Here is a 20,337-nt window from a genome sequence, read left to right as displayed (position 1 = left end):
GTGGTCGTTCAACGCACCGCAGGGCGAAGCGCCGATATGAAAAGCACCAGCAACGCCAAGGCGTTGAGGCCTGCGGCGATGGCATGCGAATACTCCCATTGGCGCCGCAGCAGCTCCCAGTTTTCAGGGAGGACAGTCCAGTTCCGGGTCGCCTGATTGATTGGATAGGTCAGCGTCCAGAAGGCAAACTGCGTGGCGCCGATGCTTAGAAAGGCGACAACAACCAAGCCGAAAGATGCGCTCGCTCGATAGAGCAGGATCGCCAGGGCGGCCGTGGAGAGCAATGCTCCCAGCACCACGATGCCGAACAGGCTCCATCCATCATAGGCGCGCTGCGCAGCCAGATAGTTTGGCCCGTCGAGCTTCATCTTGTTGAACATAGCGAAGAAATGCGCGGCGGCCGGAGCGAAAGCCAGGGCAACGAAAATGAAGCTGACCACTCTCAGACTATAGATTGCCATGTCGGTCTCCTCTCCGGAGACAGCTAGGGCAATCGCCAAGGTTGAAAAGGTCGCTTTAACGGCGGCTTCCGCCCGCGATCGTATGATCTCAAGCGGGGTCGTTTTTTAGCACTCACGCATCTATCTCGGAACATTTTTTTTGGGTGCTGGTTCTACCCAGTGAAGGGACGAACCTTTACCCAGGGAGATTTCCCATGAAACGTGTTCTCATTACCAGCATGCTGGCCATCGGGCTCGGCTGTGGAACGGCGGTGGCTCAGACACAACAGACCGAAAGCCAATCTGGCGCAGACGCCAACTGCGCTTCCGGGCAGGCTGACTGCCAGAACGGCTCCAAGATGGGCGAGCAGGCCCAGGGCAAAGCCAAGCTGAAGACCGACGAGCAGGCTCAGGGCAAGGCCGGCACCACCACCGACCAGCAGGCCCAGGGCAAGGCCAAGCTGAAGACCGATGAGCAGGCTCAGGGCAAGGCCAGCACCACCGACCAGCAGGCCCAGGGCAAAGCCAAGCTGAAGACTGACGAGCAGGCTCAGGGCAAGGCCGGCACCACCACCGACCAGCAGGCCCAGGGCAAGACCAAGATGCAGACCGACGAGCAGGCTCAGGGCAAGACCGGCACCACCACCGACCAGCAGGCCCAGGGCAAGACCAAGATGCAGACCGACGAGCAGGCTCAGGGCAAGGCCGGCACCACCACCGACCAGCAGGCCCAGGGCAAGGCCTCGACACAGGATACGACGTCGACCGGTTCCATCAACAACGTGACGGTGGAGCAGAAAACCCAAGTCACTCAGATCATCCGGGAGACGAAGGTCGAGCCTGTGTCCAATGTCAATTTTGACATCAGCGTCGGCGTCGAAGTTCCGCGGCACAAGGTCAGGCTGCATCGGCTGCCGGCTCGTATCGTCAAGATCGTTCCCGCTTACGAAAGCTACGAGTATTTCGTGCTTGCGGACGGTCGGATCGTCATCGTTGATCCGGATACGTTCAAGATCGTGCTGATTTTGACCTGATATGTCCGACGGGTGGTCCGCCCTCCAGAGGGCGGACCGTCATTGCCGGACTGCTATGGATTCAAAGCAACTCCGAAGAGAACCGCAAGCGGCAGGTGATACAATCTGCCACCGCATGGCGGACTCGGCTAGAGACGCCCGAGCACGACCAGGATTATGACTATAAGCAGCAGAAGACCGAGGCCGCCGCCCCCGTAATAGCCGGTGCCGTAGAATGGCCCGCCGCCAAGTCCACTAAAGCCGCCAAGCAATGCGATAATCAGAATGATGATAAGAATTGTGCCGAGACCCATGACTTGCTCTCCTGTTTGCGGCTTCGCGCCGTGTAGACGGAGCGGCGGTCGCCGGCTGATGAGAATATGAACTCGCTACAAGCCTTCCTGTTCCCGATTGAGACCTCATCGACGCTGCAAGGTCTGGCCGCTCAAAGTTGTTTAGGCGAACAAAGGTCATCCCGAGACGCCCGAATAGCCCCGGTCTTTCAGCAATCCAGCGAGATGGGCGGCGTTTGAGGCTGCCATTTCGATCGCACCCGAGACTTTTTCCGGAGTTGCCGGCAGGTCGACATAGTTGACGTCCTCCATCGCCTCGCCAACCCAGTAGACCCCGCCATTGGCCGGGATGGTGAAGCCGACATCGTTCAATGCCTGAAAGCATTCCGCGTGGCAGTGATGCGCACCGTCCTCATTACCGACGATGGCCACCAGGGCCACCTTTCCTGCTGCCGGCATTCGCCCTCTGTCATCCGTCTCCTCGAGAAAGGCATCCATCCGCTCCAGGACGCGCTTGGCCACACTCGAGGGCTGGCCAAGCCAGATCGGAAGCCCGAGCACGAAGATGTCGGCCGCCAGTATCTTCTTTCTGAGTTTCGGCCAATCGTCGCCCTCGCCCATATCGGAGAGCACGCCGGGCTTGATATCGTGGCTGAGCGCACGCACGATCTCGCCCTTCACATCGTATTGCATCAACGCCGCCAGGACATCGGCGAGCAACCGATCGGTGGAGGATTTTTCCCTGTCGTTCGAAGCTTTGAGCGAGCAATTGAGTGCGAAGGCCGTAAGCGGCATGTGAATCTCCCTGCATTGTCCTAATTGCAAACCGCCGCGACGACTTCGCGACTGCCCATTCGCCCGTTGCGGGATCGCCCGGCATTCTAACGCCAGGGTTAAATGCTTGTTCCGCAGGCGGACCAACAGGGCCGGTGGATGGCCCCCTCCTCCCACTTGGTGACGGTCGAGCCGGCTCAGAAAGCGGGCTGGGTCCTTGAGCACAGACGTTGGAGAACGGACAGCGGCGAGCGACGCAGACTGAACTGGTGGGGCAACCTATTCGTTCGCTCTTCGTTTTCTTCTGAGTTCCCGAAAATGGATAGACGATGCTCGTCCAGACCCTCGAAGCAGGCGATATGCAGCTGGCGGTATCCACGGCCGGCGATCCGCGCCGACCGGCCTTGATCCTTCTGCACGGCTGGCCCCATTCCCGGAAAATCTATGATGGTGTGCTCGATGAACTCGGCACGCGATACTTTACGCTGGCTTTCGATCTTCCGGAGATCGGTGAATCGCGTGGCACTCCGCCGTCGGCGGAAAAGAAGGTTCTTGCCGATATTGTGATTTCAGCCGCCGAGGCGCTTGGGGCCAAATCCATCGTCGTTGCAGGCTTCGATGTGGGCGGCATGATTGCCTTCGCTGCTGCTCGCCATCATGGCGGTCGCATCGTCGGCGCGGTGCCGATGAATACGGTTATCCCCGGCCTTCATCCATGGACGAAGGTAGTCGCAAACCCGGGCATCTGGCACTTTGCGTTTCATGCGGTGCCTGAGTTGCCGGAGTTGCTGGTGACGGGCCATCAACGCGCCTACTTCGATTTTTTCTTCGATCTGCTCGCCGGCCGTCCCGAAGCATTGACCAATGAAATGCGGGAGACGTTGACGCAGGCCTATGCGAGGCCGGAGGCACTTAAGGCCGGCTTTGATTGGTATCGCGCGTTCAAGCAGGATGCCGAGGCCAATGCCCCGGCGCGCATCGAAGTTCCGATCCTTTATATCCGCGGCGACGCGGATTTTGGATCGATCGACGATTACCTCGAAGGTCTGAGGATGTCTGGCGCAAAGAACCTGCAAGGTCACATGATCGCCAACTGCGGCGAATTCCTGCCGATCGAGGCACCGGCAGAATTCGTCAAGGCGCTAGTGGAATTCGCACCGAGATAGTGAAGCGATCCGCGTTATGCAGGTGCCTACTGGCTCGTGGAAGTTACGCGCCAGACCGTGTTCCCGACATCGTCGGCGATCAGCAGCGCGCCGGATTTGTCGACGGCAACGCCGACGGGCCGCCCGTGCGCCTTGTTATCCTTGCCGAGGAAACCGGTGACGACGTCCTGCGGCTTGCCATCTGGATGACCGTCTTTGAACGGCACGAAAACGACCTTGTAGCCGTTGAAGCTCTTGCGGTTCCAGCTACCATGCTCGCCAACAAAGGCGCCGTTGCGATAGAGCTCCGGCAGGTTGGTTCCAGTGTAGAACGTCAAGCCCAGAGGTGCGACGTGGGAACTCAAGGCATAGTCGGGAGGGATCGCCTTGGCGACGAGGTCCGGCCGCTGCGGCATCACGCGCGGGTCGACATGCTGACCATAGTAGCTGTACGGCCAACCATAGAACGCGCCGTCCTTGACCGAGGTCATGTAGTCGGGAACCAGGTTAGGACCGAGCTCGTCGCGCTCGTTGATCACAGCCCACAGCGCGCCGCTCTGCGGCTCCCAACTCAGCCCGTTGGGATTGCGCAGGCCGCTCGCGAAAATACGATAGCGGCCAGTGGCCCTGTCGACTTCCCAGATGGCGGCCCGGTCCTTTTCCGCCTGGATGCCGTTCTCGGTGATGTTGCTGTTGGATCCGATGCCGACATACAGCCGAGACCCGTCGGGGCTGGCCACGAGAGACTTTGTCCAGTGGTGATCGATAGGTCCGCCGGGCAATGGCGTCAGCACGGCGCCCGGCGCGGTGATCTTGGTGTCGCCCGACGTGTAGGGATAACGCACGATGGCGTCGGTGTTGGCGACGTAGAGATCGTTGCCGACCAGGGCCACGCCAAAGGGCGAATTGAGATGATCGAGGAAGACCTCCTGGACATCGGGCAGACCATCGCCGTTCGTATCCCGCAGCAGGGTGATACGGTTGCTTCCTTCGGTGCCGCCGCCCGAGGTCGCCATCGACTCGATCCAGCCCATGATCAGGTCTTTCGGCCGCTTGATCGCGGCACCGGGCGGCGCCACGGATTCGACCACCAGAACGTCACCATTCGGCAATGTGTAAAGCGAGCGCGGATGCCTCAAGCCCTTGGCAAAGGCCTGGATTTGCAAACCCTTGGCGACGGTCGGCTTCTCGTCTTGTTTCCAACCGACGACCGACGCGACATGCATGGGCGGCACCAGATACTGAATAGGTTCAGGCAGCGTCGGGTTTGCTCCGACCTGATCGGTGGGATCCGGTTCGTTATCGCTGCATGCGGGCAGCGCCAAAATCGATCCGAACAGCAGACCGAGGCTCGCGATACGCCGGATATGTCTGGCGGAGACATTCATTCGACCACCTCCACTTGAGTGTGGCCGGAACTCCATCCCAGCAGTCCCAGCAAGAGGATAACGATCACGGCGACGGCGGACAGGATGAGCCCCGTCGGCACGACCGAGGTCCAGGCATCACGGCTGTGCACCAGTGCGTTGAAGAGCGATATGACGAGCACGACGAGGCTGCCAAGGAGATATGGCCATGCAGGCCCGGCTTGACGGGCAAGTCGGCCGGTAGACAAATCGACAAGTGCTGCAAGGACCGCGAGCACGCCTACAACCAGGCCGGCAAGGAGCAGCCAGGCGGAAAAATCTGCCCACATCATTTCAGCGCTTCGCCAATAGGCAACGTCGGTCAGCAATGTGCCGACGAAACATGCGTTTGCGACCGCCATCGGCGTTTTATGGAACGGACGCCTGGCTGCCACCAACACGGATCGGGCACGGGCCATGGACATTCTCCACCTTTGAAGCTGTACCTGTCCTCCAAACCAACTTGTGGTTGGGAGGTTCCCGGAACCGTTTTGCGTTCAAGAACTCGTGATGGCGCTGGCAATGGCACAGAACGGCTCGGCGCGCGATGCTCATGCGGAGTCCTCAAGGTGATCGAGTAGCGGTGCAGGTCAACCGCCGGAATGCTGTGCTCCCATTCCATGCGCGATGGTCCGGTCATGAGATACGCCGACCTTGGTTCGACGACGATGGTCCGGCGGTCCCATTTGGTGCCATTCTTCCGCCGGAGCCGGAAGCTGCAAGGCGCCAGCAACGAAACACCCGCAACGTCTTCGAAATGAGGCTTGTCTCGATGCCAGCCGATGCCGGCGCCGGGTCGGTATTCGTTGATCAACACTTGCGCGAAGGCGTTGGCGGGCCGGCCTGCCAACGCTGCGATCTTGTCGCGCAGGGACAGCAGGAAGTCAGGGATCGGCGGCGCCTCGACGACCTGGCGTCTGTCGTAGTCGTAACGCAGGCCAAAACCGACGACGCGCCGGTTTGCCAGATGGCCATGGAAATCGAACGCCTCGAACGGCAGGCCTTCCAGATGCCGGGCGAGTTCCGTTTCTTCTTGCGCCGTGATCAACTCGGGCTGATAGAAGAAACCTTCCGGTAGGTCGTCGGCAGCACCAAAGAGATCGTGCTGAAGCCCGGATGAGCCGGAGTCGAGTGTCGATTTGGGTGTCGCCATCCCAGCTAAGATGGTGAAGGCCAGCCCGCCTGGCAATATCGGAACCTGGCCAGCCAATCTGCACCCACCCTGCGGACGTCACCCCAACGACGGACAGGGCCTGCCAATCCGGACTTTATCGAGGGACTGTATTCAACTCAGGATTTCGCGAGCATGCGTTGAACGCGACCGAGGGAGTTGCGTGCATGTACGTACGGTTCTTACCAAACCGTGAGCCTTCGTTGCCAGTTGCTTGTCGGCAACTAGATTGGCAACGCGGCATCCCCAAAACATGCCGCAGTGGCCGGCGCGGGTTTAGGCAACGGTGTCTCACCGGCATCATCGCGCCGGCCACTCGAAATGTCCTGTTGTCGGCTCAGTGGCGGAGAAGCCTCCGTTGGCCCGGCGCTCAAACGAGAGGCCGCTCCTGCCTCGCGGGATGCTTCGAGCCCAAATCTCCGACCAGCCGGCGGTACTGGGTTTCGGGTGGACCGTAAGAATCTCGCGCCAACGTCATGAGACCGTCTCGATCGCGGATCGTAATCTCTCCGCGGCGCGCTCGGATATAACCATAACTTTCGATCATCTGGAGGCCGACGGTAACCCCCGGACGCCTCACACCAAGCATGATGGACAGAAATTCATGGGTTATCATAAGCCTGTCGCCGACAGTGCGGTCGCTGCACATCAAAAGCCATCTTGCCAGTCGAACTTCCAGGCTCTGCCGCGCGTTGATCGATGCCGTATAGCTTGTCTGAACATGGAAATATTGGACATAGCGCAACAGGAACGACCGCAATGTAGGGCTGTCCTCCAGGGCTTCGACGAAGGGGGCAGCCTCTATCCGGAGAGCCTCGCATGTCGACTGGACGTAACAATCAAAGTTGGCCTGGTCGTCCCCCATGACCAGGGCCGAACCGGTCATTCCTTCGAACCCGATGATTCCGACTTCGGCTTCGGTCGCAGGCGAAGTCCTCGCCACTACCGAGGCCAGCCCGCTTTCCAGAAAATAGACGGCTTCGATCTTCTGCCCCGCGGTCTCCAGCGGCGCGCGCAACTCAAGAAAAACACTCGCCAGATGCGGACGTAGCCGCGCGAAATCGTCCGCGCTCATCCGGCGAAGCAATTCGCTCTTGGCTTGCAGTGTCTGGTAATCCACGAGACTCTTTTCCCTTGGGCAAGAGCACTGGGATCTCTTAGCCGGCCGCGCCCGTCGAACGAGCGGACGGTAACGAACCATAGACTTCGTCTCGCGCAGCACTAGACGGGCGGGCGCGTTGGTATGAAACCGACAGTTACTGCTGAAGACTCGAAGGCCTTGTTGGCTGACTATCTTTCGCCAGCAAACGAGCCTCCCGCAGGATAGAGGCGCGATCGAACCCGAGGAGCGATATGATTTCGCGTATCTGTTGTTCAGTGGCGCCTGTATCCCGCGCCAGCGCGGTCATCGCGCCCACTGGCAGACCGGGGTGCTCGGGCTCCTTCGCCGTGCAACACCATGCCTCGTGATGGGCAAGAGCGATGGTCACTCCCAAGCGTCAGCGCCCCAACTGTGCTGCTGACGATTTCCTTTTGTACGCTTCCGTACGGAGCTTTGCGAGTCAATTCGGACGGAGGCTGAGTTGAGGCTTCTAGCGTCCTTGCGTCGTCCGTCCGTCGCCCCCGGAATTGTTCGGAACGATTGCTCGGCTGAGAGGTTCAAATATTCCACCCAACAGGAGTCTCGAAAGATGGATCACACCAACCACGTACGCCTCACAAGCACCGAACTGACACCAGACATTCTCGAAGACGCCACGATTTACGACGCAGACGACAACAAAGTCGGCAGCGTTTCCCATGTGCACGGCTCAGGAGCCGCCAGTCAGGTCGTCATCGATGTCGGCGGCTTTCTCGGCATTGGCGCCAAGCCGGTGGCCGTTCCCGCAAGCCAGTTGGAATTCATGCGCGATGAAGACGGCGACGTTCACGCGGTGACGAACTGGACCAAGGATCAGCTCAAGAGCATGCCCGAGCATCACGATGCATGATTTCAAGGACTTCACCTTGAACGGGAGCGGCCACTCGGCCGCTCTCTCTTAGGCGCAACAGGGTGGACAGACGATGCGGCGCGAAACCGGAGCCTGCTTCTGCGGAGGGATCGCCGCAGCCCTGGACGGAGAGCCTTTCTGGATATGCTACGATCACGACGACGATTGCCGCCGGGCCATCGGAAGTCCGCTGACGATCTGGGTTGGTTACCGGCCGAAGCAATTTCAGCTCCTTAGAGGGACGCCGAAGGCCTTTTCCCAAACGCCAGGCGTCACCCGCACGTTCTGCCCAGACTGTGGAAGCTCGATAGGCTATAGCGACGAAGGCCTGCCGGACGAGTTCTATGTGACGATCGGCTTCTTTGACAACCCTGAAGGGTTTCGGCCGCAAGCCCATGCCTATTGGGACCTGAGGCTGCCGTGGATCGAGTTTGATGACAGCCTGCCACGCATCGACCGATATTCAAGGAAGCGCGACCCGAAGTTCGGCAACCCGCGCGACCGGTAGTCGCGGTGCGTGACGCCAGGATATCGGCGGAACCTGACGATCGCTAACGGGTTATTCGGGCAGACCTGTCGGGTGCGACCATGCCATCGACCGTGATCCGAAATGCGCAATACGATCCCGCCACCAGGATCCTGTCGGTCTGGTTTGTGCCGAGCGGCAGACGCTACGAATATGAGGATGTTGCACCGGCAACTTATGCCGCTTTCACCAAAGCTTCCTCAAAAGGCCGCTTCTTCAATGAGTTCATCCGCGACCGCCATCGGTACCGCCGCGTGGCGTGACAAGTTTGGACATGAGCAGGCGATGCACGGAACCTGACCGGCATCGTCTCGTTGACGTCTCGTCGTCGAAGCAAGCCAGGCAACGACAGTGTTCATCTGGACATGCTCAGGTGTTCGCACCGGCAAAGATCGATCGGAAAAGGCTTCAAGGGAGTTCAAGAGCCATGACGGCCAAGAAGCAGAAGACCGAAAGCAAGGACAAGAAGGCATTGCGCTTGGCAGAGACCACCGACGTCTCACCCAAGCAGGCCAAGGAGCTCATGCAAAAGCATGGCAAGGACAACCCCAAGGTCGAGAAGGAAGCCAGAAACTTCAAGGCGGAAGGATAGGATCCGCATGAGGCGACCTGTATGGCCCCTGCAGGTGATCGGCCAGGCAATTCGGGATTAAGGGGGTGCCCCGGCCTTTTCGGCCGCGAGCGCAAAAGGAAAGCGCAGCACCAGGTTGCGGTTCTCGTCAAAAATCTCGAAGGTCAATCCGGTACGCAGCGGCCTGCCATGCAGCAGCTCTTCGGCAAGGATTTCCTTCGCCGACGCCATCGCGTTTTCCTCAGCGCTCGCGAGATCAGAAAATTCCTGGCCCTCGGGATCCTCCTGCAAGCTTCCGCTCTCATCTCGAAGGTCGAAAAAGTACCTGGACATGTCGACTGAACTCCTGCTCATCGCGATGGTGGCATCGGAAGCGCCAGCCTCAGACTTCAGTGCCTGATGTCCCCGGATTGTCGAAGAGCACAGCGAGGCCATGCTCGATGGCGCAGGCCGCTATCAGATCATCGAAGGCCTTTCCGGAAAGCGGGCAACTTGGCATCACCTCTCGAATTGCGGTCCCGGCCTTGGCGGTAGAGATCACATCGTGGCGTTTCTTGCGTGTCTCGACATATTGCTCGACCAGGATTTTCAGGCGCCTCACCGCAACGTCGTCCGCAAACATGGATTCCTCAGCCAATGCCTGAAGTAAGGCTGTCGGCCTGATCATCGGCCGACGATCTCGGGGTTAGCCGGGATTGCTCGCACAATATTTCTATGGGCAGTTGGTTCCCCCGACCGCTTGCTTGGTAATTTTCGTACAGGGAATACCCGGGCTTTCATCGGGCCGAACCGACAGCCGATTTTCCGATGCCGAGGCGAGCGTTCAGGCTTGCATCACCATGCGGCTGTGACGTGCAACGACACTTTCCTCATCGGTCGCAATCACGCGTACTTCCACCTTGCTCTCGGGACGACTGAGGATCTCGGCGTGGGTGTTGTTGGCGCGATCTTCAAGCACCACGCCAAGCCAGGTCAATTTTTCGCATATGGCCTTGCGGATGGTCGCGGACCGTTCGCCGATGCCGGCGGTGAACACCAGGCATTCAAGGCCACCCATCGTGTTTGCAAGCGCCGCGGCCTCTCTCGCGGCGCGAAAGGCGAAAAGCGCCATCGCCTCTTGCGCGCGAGGATCATTGCTCGCTTCGAGCGTCCTCATGTCGCCGGAAATACCGGATACGCCGAGCAGGCCCGACTTCTCGTAGAGCATCGCCTGCAGTTCTTCCGCCGCGATGCCTCTTTCCAGCAGGAAATACAACAGCACGCCGGGATCGATGGCGCCGCACCGCGTGCCCATGACGAGGCCATCCAGGGCCGAAAAACCCATCGTGGTATCGATGCTTTTGCCCCCGTGCAGGGCGCAAAGACTTGCCCCATTGCCGAGATGGGCGACGATCGTGTGTTTCGCCGCGAAAATTGGCGATATCTCGCTGAGCCGCCCGGCGATGTATTCATAGGAGAGACCGTGGAACCCGTAGCGGCGCAAGCCTTGCTCTTCATACTGGCGCGGAAGGGCAAAGCGCCGCACGAGCGGATCGATCGTCTGGTGGAAAGCGGTGTCGAAACAGCCAACCTGTGGCAGGTCCGGTTGCAAGGCGGCTATTGCACGGACGGGCGCGAGACTGCGAGGCTGATGCAGCGGAGCAAGCGGCGTAAGTTTGTCGATGGCGTCGATGATGTCTGGGGTCAGACGGACAGGTTCGATGAACTCGCTTCCGCCATGCACGATGCGATGGCCGGCGCAGATCAGGTTTCTTTCCCCAATTTCGCCCTGCACCCAATTCAGCATCTCGCCTATGGCCGCGTCACGCCGCTTGTCGGCGGTGAGCGGCCGATCGCACTGCACCGTTCCGTCGGCCGCTTTTGCGCGCAGTGTGGGTTTGTCGCCCAGGTCCAGCGTGCCGCGTGAAACGAGTTGCATATCCCGTGATGAGACAAGATCGTAAAGCGCGAACTTGATGCTGGACGAGCCGGCATTCAGCGCCAGGATCGACCGACGCATCATTGGCGCCCCTTTGTCGCGGCTTTGTCGGGCCAGCTCCATTTCTGGATTTCGGGCATGTCTTCGCCGTGCTCGCGCACATAGGCCTTGTGCTTCGCCAACCTGCCGTGGAGTTCGCCGGCAAGCCCTTCGGCCCTTTCGGCCAGTCCCGGCACGCGTTCGATGGCGGCGAGCGCGAGATGGTAGCGGTCGAGTTCATTGAGCACCACCATGTCGAATGGCGTCGTCGTGGTGCCCTCCTCGCGGAAGCCATGCACATGCATGTTGTCATGGTTGGCGCGGCGGTATGTCAGGCGATGAATGAGATAGGGATAGCCGTGATAGGCGAAGATGACGGGCCGTGTTTTCGTGAACAACGCGTCGAAGTCCCCGTCGGGCAGGCCGTGCGGATGCTCCGTGTTCGACTGCAATGTCATCAGGTCGACAACATTGACGACGCGGATTTTCAGGTCGGGGATCGCGGAGCGCAGAATGTCTGTCGCGGCCAGTGTTTCCAGGGTCGGCACATCGCCGGCGCAGGCCATGACCACATCGGGCTCCTCGTGCTGAGCAACCGTGCCGGCCCATTCCCAGATGCCCGCTCCAGCTTTGCAATGCGCTCCGGCTTCTTCAATGGACAGCCATTGCGGTCCCGGCTGCTTGCCGGCGGTGATGACATTGATGCGGTTATAGGTTCTCAGGCAATGATCGGTGATCCACAACAGGGTGTTGGCGTCCGGCGGGAAATAGAGCCTTACCGTGTCGGCCTTCTTGTTGGCGACCAGATCGGCAAAGCCCGGATCCTGATGGCTGAAACCATTGTGATCCTGCCGCCAGACATGCGAGGTCAAAAGGTAATTGAGCGAGGCGATCGGCTTGCGCCAAGCGAGCTCGCCGGAGGTCTTCAGCCATTTGGCATGCTGGTTGACCATCGAATCGACGATATGAATGAAGGCCTCATAGCATGAAAACAGGCCATGGCGGCCGGTGAGCAGATAGCCTTCAAGCCAGCCCTGGCAGAGATGCTCGCTCAGCACTTCCATGACGCGACCATCACGGGAAAGATGGACGTCATAGGGCTCGATGCGCTCCATCCAGATCCGATCGGTGACCTCGAACACGTCGTCGAGGCGGTTGGAGGATGTCTCGTCCGGCCCCATCAGGCGGAAGTTTCGCGCCTCGGCATTGAGGCGGAACACCTCGCGAAGATAGCTTCCGCAAATCCGCGTCGCCTCGGCAATGACGCCACCTGGACGCGGCACTTCCAGCGCCAGGCTTTTCCAATCTGGAAGCATCAGATCGCGCTTCAGCAGGCCGCCATTTGCGTACGGGCTTGCGCCCATGCGCCTTGTCCCTGTCGGGGCAAGTGCCGCAAGCTCCGGCAACAGGTGCCCGCTTTCGTCGAACAGCTCTCCCGGTTCGTAGCTTCGCATCCAGTTTTCGAGGATCTTGCGGTGCTCCTCATTCCCTCGAGCGTTCGATACCGGCACTTGATGCGAGCGCCAGAAACCCTCGACTTTTTCGCCATCGACCTCCTTCGGCCCGGTCCATCCCTTGGGGCTGCGCAGCACGATCATCGGCCATTTCGGGCGTTGACCATGCCATCCCGGAGCCCGTGCCTGCTCCTGAATGGAACGGATGCGATCGAGCACCGTGTCGAGCGTCGCGGCCATGGACCGGTGCATGGCAAGCGGCTCGTGGCCTTCGACGAAGAACGGTTCGTAGCCATAGCCGGCGAAAAGGTCTCGCAATTCCTGATCGTCCATGCGGCCGAGGATCGTCGGATTGGCGATCTTGTAGCCGTTTAGATGCAGGATCGGCAGGACGGCGCCGTCCGACGCTGGGTTCAGGAACTTGTTGGAATGCCATGCCGCCGCCAGCGGACCGGTCTCGGCTTCGCCGTCACCAACGACGCAGGCAACCACCAGACCCGGATTGTCGAAGGCCGCACCGAAGGCATGAACCAATGCATATCCCAATTCGCCGCCCTCATGGATGGAGCCTGGCGTCTCGGGCGCGGCATGGCTTGGCACGCCACCGGGAAAGGAAAACTGCCGGAACAGTTTCCTGAGGCCGTCTTCGCCCTGCCCGATATCGGGATAGATCTCGCTATAGGTGCCCTCGAGCCATGTGTTGGCGACCATTGCGGGACCGCCATGGCCCGGGCCGCAGATAAACAGAACATCGAGGTCGCGTTCGCGGATAACGCGGTTCAGATGCAGGTAGAGAAAATTCAGGCCCGGCGTCGTGCCCCAATGGCCAAGCAACCGAGGCTTGACGTGCTCGGCCTTCAACGGTTCGCGCAACAGCGGATTGTCGAGCAGATAGATCTGGCCGACCGAGATGTAATTCGCGGCGCGCCAGTAACGGTCCATGAGGTCGATCCGTTCGTGGCCGATAGCCTGCGGCGTCGCGGCAGCCTTGTCGTTCATCGACATCTCCAGCTTTCGGTTCGCTGGTGATAACTGGGGCATCTTTGCGCTTGAGCAACCCCCGACTGCCGCCGTCCGGGACAGTGTCGCGACCCGAGCGGCCAAGAGACCGGTCGCTATCCCGCTGGAGCGAGCGGCTCTGTCCGCAAATAGGCGGGAACCTTGAAGTCCTCCAGCGGTTAGAAACTGGAATCGCGAAGGCCAGGTTCAAGGCAGCTACCGCGAAGGACAACCTCGAAGCGTTGCACCAAAGGGAGCTAAAAAATGCTCGATCTTCCTCGTGCCCGTGATCGAATGGTCAATATCCACGTCGGCCGGCGTGGCATCCATGACCGTGAAATTCTGCAGGCGATGCGCGAAGTTCCACGCGAGGCCTTCGTAGAACCCGGTTTCGAGGAATTTGCTTATGAAGACACGCCGCTGCCGATCGCCGACGGCCAGACCATATCGCAACCCTACATCGTCGCATTCATGATCGAAATGGCGGACGTCAAACCGGGTGACCACGTGCTCGAAATCGGCACCGGCTCGGGTTACGCCGCCGCGGTGATGAGCCGGATCGTCGAACAGGTCTACACCATAGAGCGTCATCCCGGTTTGGCAGAAACGGCGAAACGGCGGTTTGAAAAACTCGGCTATCGAAACATCGAGGTCCGGACAGGCGATGGCACCAAGGGCTGGCCGCAGGCGGCGCCGTTCGATGCCATCGTGGTGACAGCCAGCGGTCCCGGCGCACCGCTCGCCCTTCAGGAGCAACTCGATGTCGGCGGCAGGCTCGTCATTCCGGTCGGCGACGACCCCGATTTGCAACGCCTGCTCAAAGTCACCCGGACAGGTGCCGCAACCTACAGCGAGGAGGATTTCGGCGGCGTGCGCTTCGTCCCTCTCATCGGCGAGCAGGGTTGGTCGGAAAACGGCACCGTCACCAAGGTCGGTCGTCCACTTCGACATCCGCATCCGATCAGCCTGCCCGATATGATCGCGGCCGCGGCTGAACCGCTGCCCGATTTCGACGATCCGGCCTTCGGCGCATTGTTCGATCGGTTCGCCGACCGGCGCGTCGTTCTGCTTGGCGAGGCAAGCCATGGCACGTCCGAGTTCTACAGGGCGCGCGCGGCGATCACCCGCAGGCTTATCGAACGGCACGGCTTCACCATCGTCGCGGTCGAGGCGGACTGGCCCGATGCGGCGGCGATCGATCGCTACGTTCGCCATCGTCGGCCGCGAACAGGCGCCGGTGCGCCATTCCAGCGGTTTCCGACGTGGATGTGGCGCAACACCGATGTCGCGGCCTTCTCCGACTGGATGCGCCGTCGCAACGAGAAGCTAGAACCTTCGGAGCAAGCAGGGTTCTACGGCCTGGACATCTACAATATGAGCGGGTCCATAGGCGCGGTCCTCGACTATCTCGACCGGGTCGATCCCCAGGCAGCCAAGATTGCACGCGAACGGTATGGTTGCCTGACGCCCTGGCAACACGAACCGTCTACCTACGGCCGTGCGGTGCTCACCGCCGGCTATAAAAAATGCGAGAAAGCCGTGCTGGAACAATGCCGGGACTTGCTCGCCAGACAACTCGATTATGCAAAACAGGACGGAACCGACTTTCTCGACGCCAGTCAGAATGCCCGGCTGATCGCGTCCGCCGAACACTACTACCGGATCATGTACTATGGCGGTGCGGAGTCCTGGAACCTGCGCGACACCCACATGTTCGAGACCTTGGAACATTTGTTGGACGCCGGCGGCCCCAACTCCAAGGCGGTGGTGTGGGCGCACAATTCCCATATCGGCGATGCCCGCTTCACCGAGATGGGTGTCGTCAGGGACGAACTGAACATCGGTCAGCTCTGCCGGCAGCGTTTCGGCGATGAGGCAGCGCTAATCGGCATGGGCACGCATTCCGGCACTGTAGCGGCCGCAAGCGACTGGGATGGCGAAATGGAGGTGAAGCAGGTTCGCGCGTCGCACGCCGACAGCTACGAACGGCTTTGCCACGATTCTCTTGTGTCGCGGTTCCTGCTCGACCTCGGGCGCGACAAGACGCTGCGTGAGCGGCTGCTGGAACGCAGGCTGGAGCGATTCATCGGGGTAATCTACCGGCCGGAAACCGAGCTGGGCAGCCACTATGCGGACGCTTCCCTGCCCCAGCAGTTCGACGCGTTCCTATGGTTCGACAAAACCGCGGCAGTGACGCCGCTTGGCCCGGAGCATGCAAGAACCGGCGTTCCCGACACCTATCCATTCGGGCTCTAACCGGCGCGCGCGGCGAGCCGATGAAGCAGAGCCCTGGAACCGGAACGGTTATCTGGCTTGCATTTTTAAACTGAAATCCCGTCGAAGGAGTTTTCTCATGACCGAAACCAAACATCCGAAATGGAAAAAACCCAGCGATGCCGACTTGGCGAACAATCCTGGTATCGGGACTTCCAAGGGAACGATCAAGGAAGGCGAAGAGTTCGAGCTTGAAGGCGAGAACACGGTCGAAGGCGATGTCGAGAACGACACGACCGCTGCTGGCGGGATCGATCCAAGACAAAAGATGCGGACCAACAAATAGCATGCCGTTGGCATCGCTGCGATCAACTTCCCCGGAAGGAGTGAACCATGCCACTTGCCCTCAGCAGCGCCGCCTTTGCCGAAGGCGGACCAATTCCCGAAAGATATACACGAGACGGCAAAAACGTATCGCCGCCGCTGAAATGGTCTGGAGTACCGGACGACGCCAAAAGCCTCGTTCTCGTCGTTCAGGATCCTGATGCGCCGAGCGGAACGTTTGGTCATTGGGCGGTATTCAACATCTCCGCGGAGACAAGGGAACTTCCCGAGGCGGAAAGCGGCAAGCCAGGTCCCGGTGCCCTTAGGCAAGCAACAAATGATTTTGGCAACGCCTATTACGACGGCCCTGAACCCCCGGTCGGACATGGCGTCCACCATTACCATTTCCGGCTGGCCGCGCTCGACACGCCGAGCCTTGCCATTCCGGCCAGCGCAGGCGTCGAGCGCATCTGGCGGGAGGCGCAGAAACACTCGCTCGAGCAGGCAGAACTCATCGGAACCTACGAACGCAATCCGTAAGTTGATGACCGAGGTGGCATTACCCTGCTGCTGCGCGGAACGGTTCTCCTCCTTGCCGGTTGTCTGGGAAAGGAGATGCCGCCATGTTTGGAGATATCATGTGGTTGGTCGTCGTTGCCGGCGGCCCATTGTTGCTGATCGTGCTGTTGGCCTATGCAGTTATCGCACGCCGCCGGCGTGGGCCCGCTGAACGAAGGGAAAGCGACCGGGCGACCGACCGGCTATACCAGGACAAGCGTTGATCCGCATCGCAAGATATCCGATCGGAAGACATCCAATCGGCAAGACATCCAATCGGCAAGACAGGGGATCGTAAGCCGCAGCGGGCGACGACGATCCCCAACTGGGTCAGCGCATTATCCTTTGCCGCAACCACGCAAAGAACCTGCCGCTGACGGCTGAGCGGACTCGCGTCGCAGCCCAGCGCGCTTTCATGGTTGAGCCGACGTGGCAATCGCAGACGATGTCGTGCAACTGCCAGTCGTTCAGCTCGAAAAAGCGCTTTGCCTCGCCGTAGGTATCGTCTTTCAAACCCGATGCGCGCAGCACTGGATCTTCGAAAGCAACCGAAATTGCGGTTCCCTCGCCCCGCATCATTGCACGTGCTTCGGGGTGCAGATGTTCGGTGCCTGCAAACGCGCCAAGGCATCGCTCGGGATTACGCTCCAGCAGTTCAGCCCAGCGCTCTATGCGCTGATTTCGTGTCATTGCGGAATATGCAGCCGACGATTCAATCTTGGCGACGGCATGCAGTTGGTCGAGTGTTTGATGTTTCATGGCCAGCTCCTGTTGAGGCAGCGAAGCGCCCACGCCTTCAAGGGAATTACCGCGCCGTAATGCTTCGACAAGAGCGCCAGGCTGGAGAATTCGACACAACCGGATTGGGCCGGCGGGATCATAAACACACGTGCTGCGTTCATCGGCGGGGGCTGCTTGTGACAAACCGCTGATCCGCGACGGGATGCATCCATGTTCATCCAGCCAATCGACTATTTCCTTGCTGTCTGGTTCGCTCTTGCCGCCGCCTCGACGCTCTATGTCGGCTTCGATCAATACCGCAACAATCCCGAACCGCTGGTGATGAAATGGGGTTTCATCCTGGTGACCCTCTATATGGGTCCATTGGGGCTGCTGCTTTATGTGCTTGCAGACAAGGAGCCACGACCGGGCGAGCATGAAGACTTCACCAGGCCGCTATGGAAGCAGGGCGTCGGTTCGACCATCCACTGCGTTGCCGGCGATGCAACCGGCATCATTCTCGCGGCGGTCATCACGGCAACGCTTGGCCTGCCGATGTGGCTCGACCTCATCGTCGAATATCTGGCGGGTTTCGCCTTCGGCCTGTTCATCTTCCAGTCGCTGTTCATGAAATCGATGATGGGCGGCACCTACTGGGAGAATGTGCGCAAGAGCTTCCTGCCCGAGTTCATCTCGATGAATTTCATGATGGCCGGCATGGCGCCCGTCATGAGCTTCCTGATGATGGGGCGCGACATGCGCGCGATGGAGCCGACCGAGCTCTTGTTCTGGGGCGTGATGTCGATCGGCGTCATTGCCGGCTTCACACTTGCCTATCCCTCCAATGTCTGGCTGGTCGCCCGCGGACTGAAGCACGGGTTGATGACGCAGCGCCCGCAGGCGGCCGAAATGAGCAGTCGAGAGCCGACCGCCCAGCAACAGCACGCTACGCATCATGCCCGCGCCGGCGATGATCGACGACAAGGCCACGCCAACACATCCCACAAATCCAAACGCAACGGCCATCAGATGGAGACGGACGCCACGACGCCGCAGATAGCAGCCCTCGGCATGGTCTCGGTGCTGGCGCTGGCGATTGGCATGGCCGCACCGGCGAACTGGCTGAACCTGACGCTTTCGGCACGTGACGTCGGCGGGGCGATCATGCCGGAAGGCATGATCATGGGCCGCGACACGCCGGCGGAAGCCATGCGTGACATGGCTGCAACCGATCCGCATCGCGTCACGGCATCCTATGGCCTTGCCGCCAAAGGCGACCAGGAACTGCCATTCCGCCTGGAGAACGGCGTCAAGGTGTTCGACCTCAGGCCCTCAGTGGTCCGCTGGCAGATCCTGCCCAATGTCGCGGTCGACGCCTATGCCTACAACGGCCAGATCCCCGGTCCGCGCATCCACATTCGCCAGGGCGATAAGGTTCGCATCGACGTCACCAACGACCTGCCTGAGGAGACCACGGTGCATTGGCACGGCATGATCCTGCCGAACCGGATGGATGGGCCCGCCGAGATCACCCAGCCGCCGATCGAGCCTGGGCAATCCTATTCCTACGAATTCACCGCGACCCAGCACGGGACCTATTTCTATCATCCGCATGCCAAGCCGGACCGTACCCAGGCGCTGGGGCTCTATGGGGCGCTGATCATCGACCCTGCCAATCCCGCCGACGAGATTCAGGCTGACCACGACTATGTGATCGAACTTCAGGAATGGCTGGTGCGCGATGGACTGACCTATCCTTCGATGCCGATGGAAGGCGGTATGCCGAACTTCTTCACCATCAACGGCAAGGCCTATCCCGCAACCGACGCCATCCCCATGAAGGTGGGCGAGACGCTGAAGGTGCGTTTCATCGGCACCAATAATGGCTTCGTCCATCCCATGCATATCCATGGCGGACCCTTCGAGGTCGTCGCTCGTGACGGTGAGACGCTTCCTCCCTCGGCGCGCTTTCTGGCCGATACGATCAATGTCGGGCCAGGACAGCGCTATGACGTCGTCTGGAAGGCACGGCGTCCCGGCAAGTGGCTCATCCATTGCCACATCCCGCATCACACGACGAACAACAATGTCGAGGAAAAGGGCGGCGGCGGGCTGATGGTCGTGATCGACGTCGGTTAGATCTGCCACCCCCCTGTGGATTTACCTGTGTCATCGGGGGGCGCGTTGTTGCGCGCTACTTCTTGATAATGGTTCCGTTGCGCAAGTCGAAAGCTTCGGTACCGCGAGCCTGGCGGTAGAAATCATCCTGCAATTCACCCCATTCGCCGAGAAAGGCGCCGCAATTGCTGCAATGAATTGGCGTCGACTCGTTGGCGTCGTCGGGAATGTCCATTTGGATGGTCCCACAAGCCTTGCAATCGAGTTTGTCGTCCAGCCGTCGTCCCATTTCCCAATGATTGCGCATTTTCGACCATGAGCCAATTGTCGATTTCGTACCAAATCGCATCGACCATGGCTCATCGGTCAATCGCGAGAGTCAAAAAGGACGGCCAGACCCAGTTCCCGTGCCAGCTCGATGATCGTCTCCATCAATTCATCATCTGTATCCTGCAAATAAGGCGCGTCCCTGCGAGCGGCCTCTATCGCCGCTTTGACCGAAACGATGTCGCCGTATCGCGCACTTCGAAGCTCTTCTGCCAGAAACGCCTTGGCGGTACCGACAGGTCTTATTGCCCATCTGGCGATGCTCATGCGGCTCCCTCCCATGGTCACCTCAGCTTCATTTTGATCCTGTCCAAGGTGCAGATCAATCGATGGTAC

Annotated in this window: 23 protein-coding genes and 1 pseudogene; 10 read left to right on the top strand and 14 right to left on the bottom strand. The window is 60.1% G+C overall.

The genetic code is table 11. The features are described 5' to 3' along the window. Positions 1-8: 8 nt before the first annotated feature. Positions 9-461 (bottom strand): membrane protein, encoded by a 453-nt coding sequence (locus tag RPF88_RS07095; protein ID WP_013531548.1) that lies wholly within the window; start codon positions 459-461, stop codon positions 9-11. Between the two features lie 194 nt (positions 462-655). On the opposite strand from RPF88_RS07095, the gene RPF88_RS07090 reads away from it, so the two are divergent. After that, the gene (locus RPF88_RS07090) at positions 656-1,474 is read left to right on the top strand and encodes a DUF1236 domain-containing protein (RefSeq protein ID WP_337123857.1); all 819 of its coding nucleotides are present in this window, start codon (positions 656-658) and stop codon (positions 1,472-1,474) included. 128 nt (positions 1,475-1,602) lie between these two features. On the opposite strand, the gene RPF88_RS07085 is transcribed toward RPF88_RS07090, so the two are convergent. Together RPF88_RS07085 and RPF88_RS07080 are read right to left on the bottom strand one after the other, a co-directional pair. Then, positions 1,603-1,767, bottom strand: coding sequence for a DUF3309 family protein (locus RPF88_RS07085; protein ID WP_013531546.1), 165 nt, complete (start codon positions 1,765-1,767; stop codon positions 1,603-1,605). A 156-nt stretch (positions 1,768-1,923) separates the two neighbouring features. Continuing rightward, complete coding sequence (locus tag RPF88_RS07080; protein ID WP_024505224.1) at positions 1,924-2,541, bottom strand: flavodoxin family protein; 618 nt, start codon at positions 2,539-2,541, stop codon at positions 1,924-1,926. A gap of 308 nt (positions 2,542-2,849) precedes the next feature. Between RPF88_RS07080 and RPF88_RS07075 the strand changes: the two genes are divergently transcribed. Beyond that, positions 2,850-3,686, top strand: coding sequence for an alpha/beta fold hydrolase (locus RPF88_RS07075; RefSeq protein WP_063168027.1), 837 nt, complete (start codon positions 2,850-2,852; stop codon positions 3,684-3,686). A 26-nt stretch (positions 3,687-3,712) separates the two neighbouring features. Here RPF88_RS07075 and RPF88_RS07070 read toward each other — a convergent pair whose 3' ends face one another. The 4 genes and pseudogenes from RPF88_RS07070 to RPF88_RS07055 form a co-directional block, all read right to left on the bottom strand. Then, positions 3,713-5,053 carry a PQQ-dependent sugar dehydrogenase gene (locus tag RPF88_RS07070; RefSeq protein ID WP_013531543.1) on the bottom strand — a complete coding sequence of 447 codons (1,341 nt, stop codon included), beginning with the start codon at positions 5,051-5,053 and terminating at the stop codon, positions 3,713-3,715. Then, a complete protein-coding gene (locus RPF88_RS07065; RefSeq protein ID WP_050580528.1) occupies positions 5,050-5,490 on the bottom strand; it encodes a DUF2231 domain-containing protein in 441 nt (146 codons plus the stop codon). The genes RPF88_RS07070 and RPF88_RS07065 overlap by 4 nt, the downstream gene beginning before the upstream one ends. Positions 5,491-5,630: 140 nt before the next feature. Then, positions 5,631-6,224, bottom strand: a pseudogene (locus RPF88_RS07060) (alpha-ketoglutarate-dependent dioxygenase AlkB); the annotation flags it as partial. Positions 6,225-6,612: 388 nt separating this feature from the next. After that, entirely contained in the window at positions 6,613-7,362 is a 750-nt protein-coding gene (locus RPF88_RS07055) for a Crp/Fnr family transcriptional regulator (protein ID WP_013531540.1), read from the bottom strand. A gap of 571 nt (positions 7,363-7,933) precedes the next feature. On the opposite strand from RPF88_RS07055, the gene RPF88_RS07050 reads away from it, so the two are divergent. The 4 genes from RPF88_RS07050 (at position 7,934) to RPF88_RS07035 (ending at position 9,351) form a co-directional block, all read left to right on the top strand. After that, complete coding sequence (locus RPF88_RS07050) at positions 7,934-8,233, top strand: PRC-barrel domain-containing protein (protein ID WP_013531539.1); 300 nt, start codon at positions 7,934-7,936, stop codon at positions 8,231-8,233. 73 nt (positions 8,234-8,306) lie between these two features. Further along, positions 8,307-8,741 carry a GFA family protein gene (locus tag RPF88_RS07045; RefSeq protein WP_013531538.1) on the top strand — a complete coding sequence of 145 codons (435 nt, stop codon included), beginning with the start codon at positions 8,307-8,309 and terminating at the stop codon, positions 8,739-8,741. An 80-nt stretch (positions 8,742-8,821) separates the two neighbouring features. After that, positions 8,822-9,022, top strand: a complete 201-nt coding sequence (locus RPF88_RS07040; RefSeq protein WP_013531537.1) for a KTSC domain-containing protein — start codon at positions 8,822-8,824, stop codon at positions 9,020-9,022. 164 nt (positions 9,023-9,186) lie between these two features. Next, positions 9,187-9,351: a hypothetical protein gene (locus RPF88_RS07035; protein WP_013531536.1), complete on the top strand. Its 165-nt coding sequence runs from the start codon at positions 9,187-9,189 to the stop codon at positions 9,349-9,351. A gap of 57 nt (positions 9,352-9,408) precedes the next feature. Here RPF88_RS07035 and RPF88_RS07030 read toward each other — a convergent pair whose 3' ends face one another. From RPF88_RS07030 to RPF88_RS07015, 4 genes are all read right to left on the bottom strand, one after another. Further along, positions 9,409-9,663: a DUF6894 family protein gene (locus RPF88_RS07030; RefSeq protein ID WP_013531535.1), complete on the bottom strand. Its 255-nt coding sequence runs from the start codon at positions 9,661-9,663 to the stop codon at positions 9,409-9,411. Positions 9,664-9,712: 49 nt separating this feature from the next. Then, positions 9,713-9,952 (bottom strand): hypothetical protein, encoded by a 240-nt coding sequence (locus RPF88_RS07025; RefSeq protein ID WP_337122053.1) that lies wholly within the window; start codon positions 9,950-9,952, stop codon positions 9,713-9,715. A gap of 201 nt (positions 9,953-10,153) precedes the next feature. Beyond that, positions 10,154-11,332: an acetate/propionate family kinase gene (locus tag RPF88_RS07020; RefSeq protein WP_013531533.1), complete on the bottom strand. Its 1,179-nt coding sequence runs from the start codon at positions 11,330-11,332 to the stop codon at positions 10,154-10,156. Next, the gene (locus RPF88_RS07015; RefSeq protein WP_024505216.1) at positions 11,329-13,740 is read right to left on the bottom strand and encodes a phosphoketolase family protein; all 2,412 of its coding nucleotides are present in this window, start codon (positions 13,738-13,740) and stop codon (positions 11,329-11,331) included. The genes RPF88_RS07020 and RPF88_RS07015 overlap by 4 nt, the downstream gene beginning before the upstream one ends. A gap of 264 nt (positions 13,741-14,004) precedes the next feature. Between RPF88_RS07015 and RPF88_RS07010 the strand changes: the two genes are divergently transcribed. The 3 genes from RPF88_RS07010 (at position 14,005) to RPF88_RS07000 (ending at position 16,818) form a co-directional block, all read left to right on the top strand. Continuing rightward, positions 14,005-15,996, top strand: coding sequence for a protein-L-isoaspartate(D-aspartate) O-methyltransferase (locus tag RPF88_RS07010; RefSeq protein ID WP_337122052.1), 1,992 nt, complete (start codon positions 14,005-14,007; stop codon positions 15,994-15,996). A gap of 97 nt (positions 15,997-16,093) precedes the next feature. Continuing rightward, positions 16,094-16,300: a hypothetical protein gene (locus RPF88_RS07005; RefSeq protein WP_337122051.1), complete on the top strand. Its 207-nt coding sequence runs from the start codon at positions 16,094-16,096 to the stop codon at positions 16,298-16,300. A gap of 47 nt (positions 16,301-16,347) precedes the next feature. Continuing rightward, positions 16,348-16,818, top strand: coding sequence for a YbhB/YbcL family Raf kinase inhibitor-like protein (locus tag RPF88_RS07000; protein WP_013531529.1), 471 nt, complete (start codon positions 16,348-16,350; stop codon positions 16,816-16,818). Between the two features lie 348 nt (positions 16,819-17,166). Here RPF88_RS07000 and RPF88_RS06995 read toward each other — a convergent pair whose 3' ends face one another. Continuing rightward, positions 17,167-17,595: a hypothetical protein gene (locus tag RPF88_RS06995; protein WP_013531527.1), complete on the bottom strand. Its 429-nt coding sequence runs from the start codon at positions 17,593-17,595 to the stop codon at positions 17,167-17,169. Positions 17,596-17,787: 192 nt separating this feature from the next. Here RPF88_RS06995 and RPF88_RS06990 point away from each other — a divergent pair, with 192 nt between their 5' ends. After that, complete coding sequence (locus RPF88_RS06990) at positions 17,788-19,695, top strand: DUF4396 domain-containing protein (protein ID WP_337122050.1); 1,908 nt, start codon at positions 17,788-17,790, stop codon at positions 19,693-19,695. Positions 19,696-19,750: 55 nt separating this feature from the next. Here the strand turns inward: RPF88_RS06990 and RPF88_RS06985 are convergent, their stop codons facing one another. Continuing rightward, positions 19,751-19,909: a hypothetical protein gene (locus RPF88_RS06985; protein WP_013531525.1), complete on the bottom strand. Its 159-nt coding sequence runs from the start codon at positions 19,907-19,909 to the stop codon at positions 19,751-19,753. 131 nt (positions 19,910-20,040) lie between these two features. Then, positions 20,041-20,268: a hypothetical protein gene (locus RPF88_RS06980; protein ID WP_013531524.1), complete on the bottom strand. Its 228-nt coding sequence runs from the start codon at positions 20,266-20,268 to the stop codon at positions 20,041-20,043. Positions 20,269-20,337 lie beyond the last annotated feature (69 nt).

It is taken from the genome of Mesorhizobium sp. ISC11 (assembly GCF_037162595.1).
Taxonomy (GTDB): domain Bacteria; phylum Pseudomonadota; class Alphaproteobacteria; order Rhizobiales; family Rhizobiaceae; genus Mesorhizobium; species Mesorhizobium ciceri.
The sequence above is the reverse complement of the archived record's forward strand: the minus strand, read 5'-3'. Positions and strand labels throughout refer to the sequence as shown.

Coding starts and splice junctions, on each gene's coding strand:
- RPF88_RS07095 (WP_013531548.1), bottom strand. CDS start 461: ATGGCAATCTATAGTCTGAGAGTGGTCAGCTTCATTTTCGTTGCCCTG.
- RPF88_RS07090 (WP_337123857.1), top strand. CDS start 656: ATGAAACGTGTTCTCATTACCAGCATGCTGGCCATCGGGCTCGGCTGT.
- RPF88_RS07085 (WP_013531546.1), bottom strand. CDS start 1,767: ATGGGTCTCGGCACAATTCTTATCATCATTCTGATTATCGCATTGCTT.
- RPF88_RS07080 (WP_024505224.1), bottom strand. CDS start 2,541: ATGCCGCTTACGGCCTTCGCACTCAATTGCTCGCTCAAAGCTTCGAAC.
- RPF88_RS07075 (WP_063168027.1), top strand. CDS start 2,850: ATGCTCGTCCAGACCCTCGAAGCAGGCGATATGCAGCTGGCGGTATCC.
- RPF88_RS07070 (WP_013531543.1), bottom strand. CDS start 5,053: ATGAATGTCTCCGCCAGACATATCCGGCGTATCGCGAGCCTCGGTCTG.
- RPF88_RS07065 (WP_050580528.1), bottom strand. CDS start 5,490: ATGGCCCGTGCCCGATCCGTGTTGGTGGCAGCCAGGCGTCCGTTCCAT.
- RPF88_RS07050 (WP_013531539.1), top strand. CDS start 7,934: ATGGATCACACCAACCACGTACGCCTCACAAGCACCGAACTGACACCA.
- RPF88_RS07045 (WP_013531538.1), top strand. CDS start 8,307: ATGCGGCGCGAAACCGGAGCCTGCTTCTGCGGAGGGATCGCCGCAGCC.
- RPF88_RS07040 (WP_013531537.1), top strand. CDS start 8,822: ATGCCATCGACCGTGATCCGAAATGCGCAATACGATCCCGCCACCAGG.
- RPF88_RS07035 (WP_013531536.1), top strand. CDS start 9,187: ATGACGGCCAAGAAGCAGAAGACCGAAAGCAAGGACAAGAAGGCATTG.
- RPF88_RS07030 (WP_013531535.1), bottom strand. CDS start 9,663: ATGTCCAGGTACTTTTTCGACCTTCGAGATGAGAGCGGAAGCTTGCAG.
- RPF88_RS07025 (WP_337122053.1), bottom strand. CDS start 9,952: ATGTTTGCGGACGACGTTGCGGTGAGGCGCCTGAAAATCCTGGTCGAG.
- RPF88_RS07020 (WP_013531533.1), bottom strand. CDS start 11,332: ATGATGCGTCGGTCGATCCTGGCGCTGAATGCCGGCTCGTCCAGCATC.
- RPF88_RS07015 (WP_024505216.1), bottom strand. CDS start 13,740: ATGAACGACAAGGCTGCCGCGACGCCGCAGGCTATCGGCCACGAACGG.
- RPF88_RS07010 (WP_337122052.1), top strand. CDS start 14,005: ATGCTCGATCTTCCTCGTGCCCGTGATCGAATGGTCAATATCCACGTC.
- RPF88_RS07005 (WP_337122051.1), top strand. CDS start 16,094: ATGACCGAAACCAAACATCCGAAATGGAAAAAACCCAGCGATGCCGAC.
- RPF88_RS07000 (WP_013531529.1), top strand. CDS start 16,348: ATGCCACTTGCCCTCAGCAGCGCCGCCTTTGCCGAAGGCGGACCAATT.
- RPF88_RS06995 (WP_013531527.1), bottom strand. CDS start 17,595: ATGAAACATCAAACACTCGACCAACTGCATGCCGTCGCCAAGATTGAA.
- RPF88_RS06990 (WP_337122050.1), top strand. CDS start 17,788: ATGTTCATCCAGCCAATCGACTATTTCCTTGCTGTCTGGTTCGCTCTT.
- RPF88_RS06985 (WP_013531525.1), bottom strand. CDS start 19,909: ATGGACATTCCCGACGACGCCAACGAGTCGACGCCAATTCATTGCAGC.
- RPF88_RS06980 (WP_013531524.1), bottom strand. CDS start 20,268: ATGAGCATCGCCAGATGGGCAATAAGACCTGTCGGTACCGCCAAGGCG.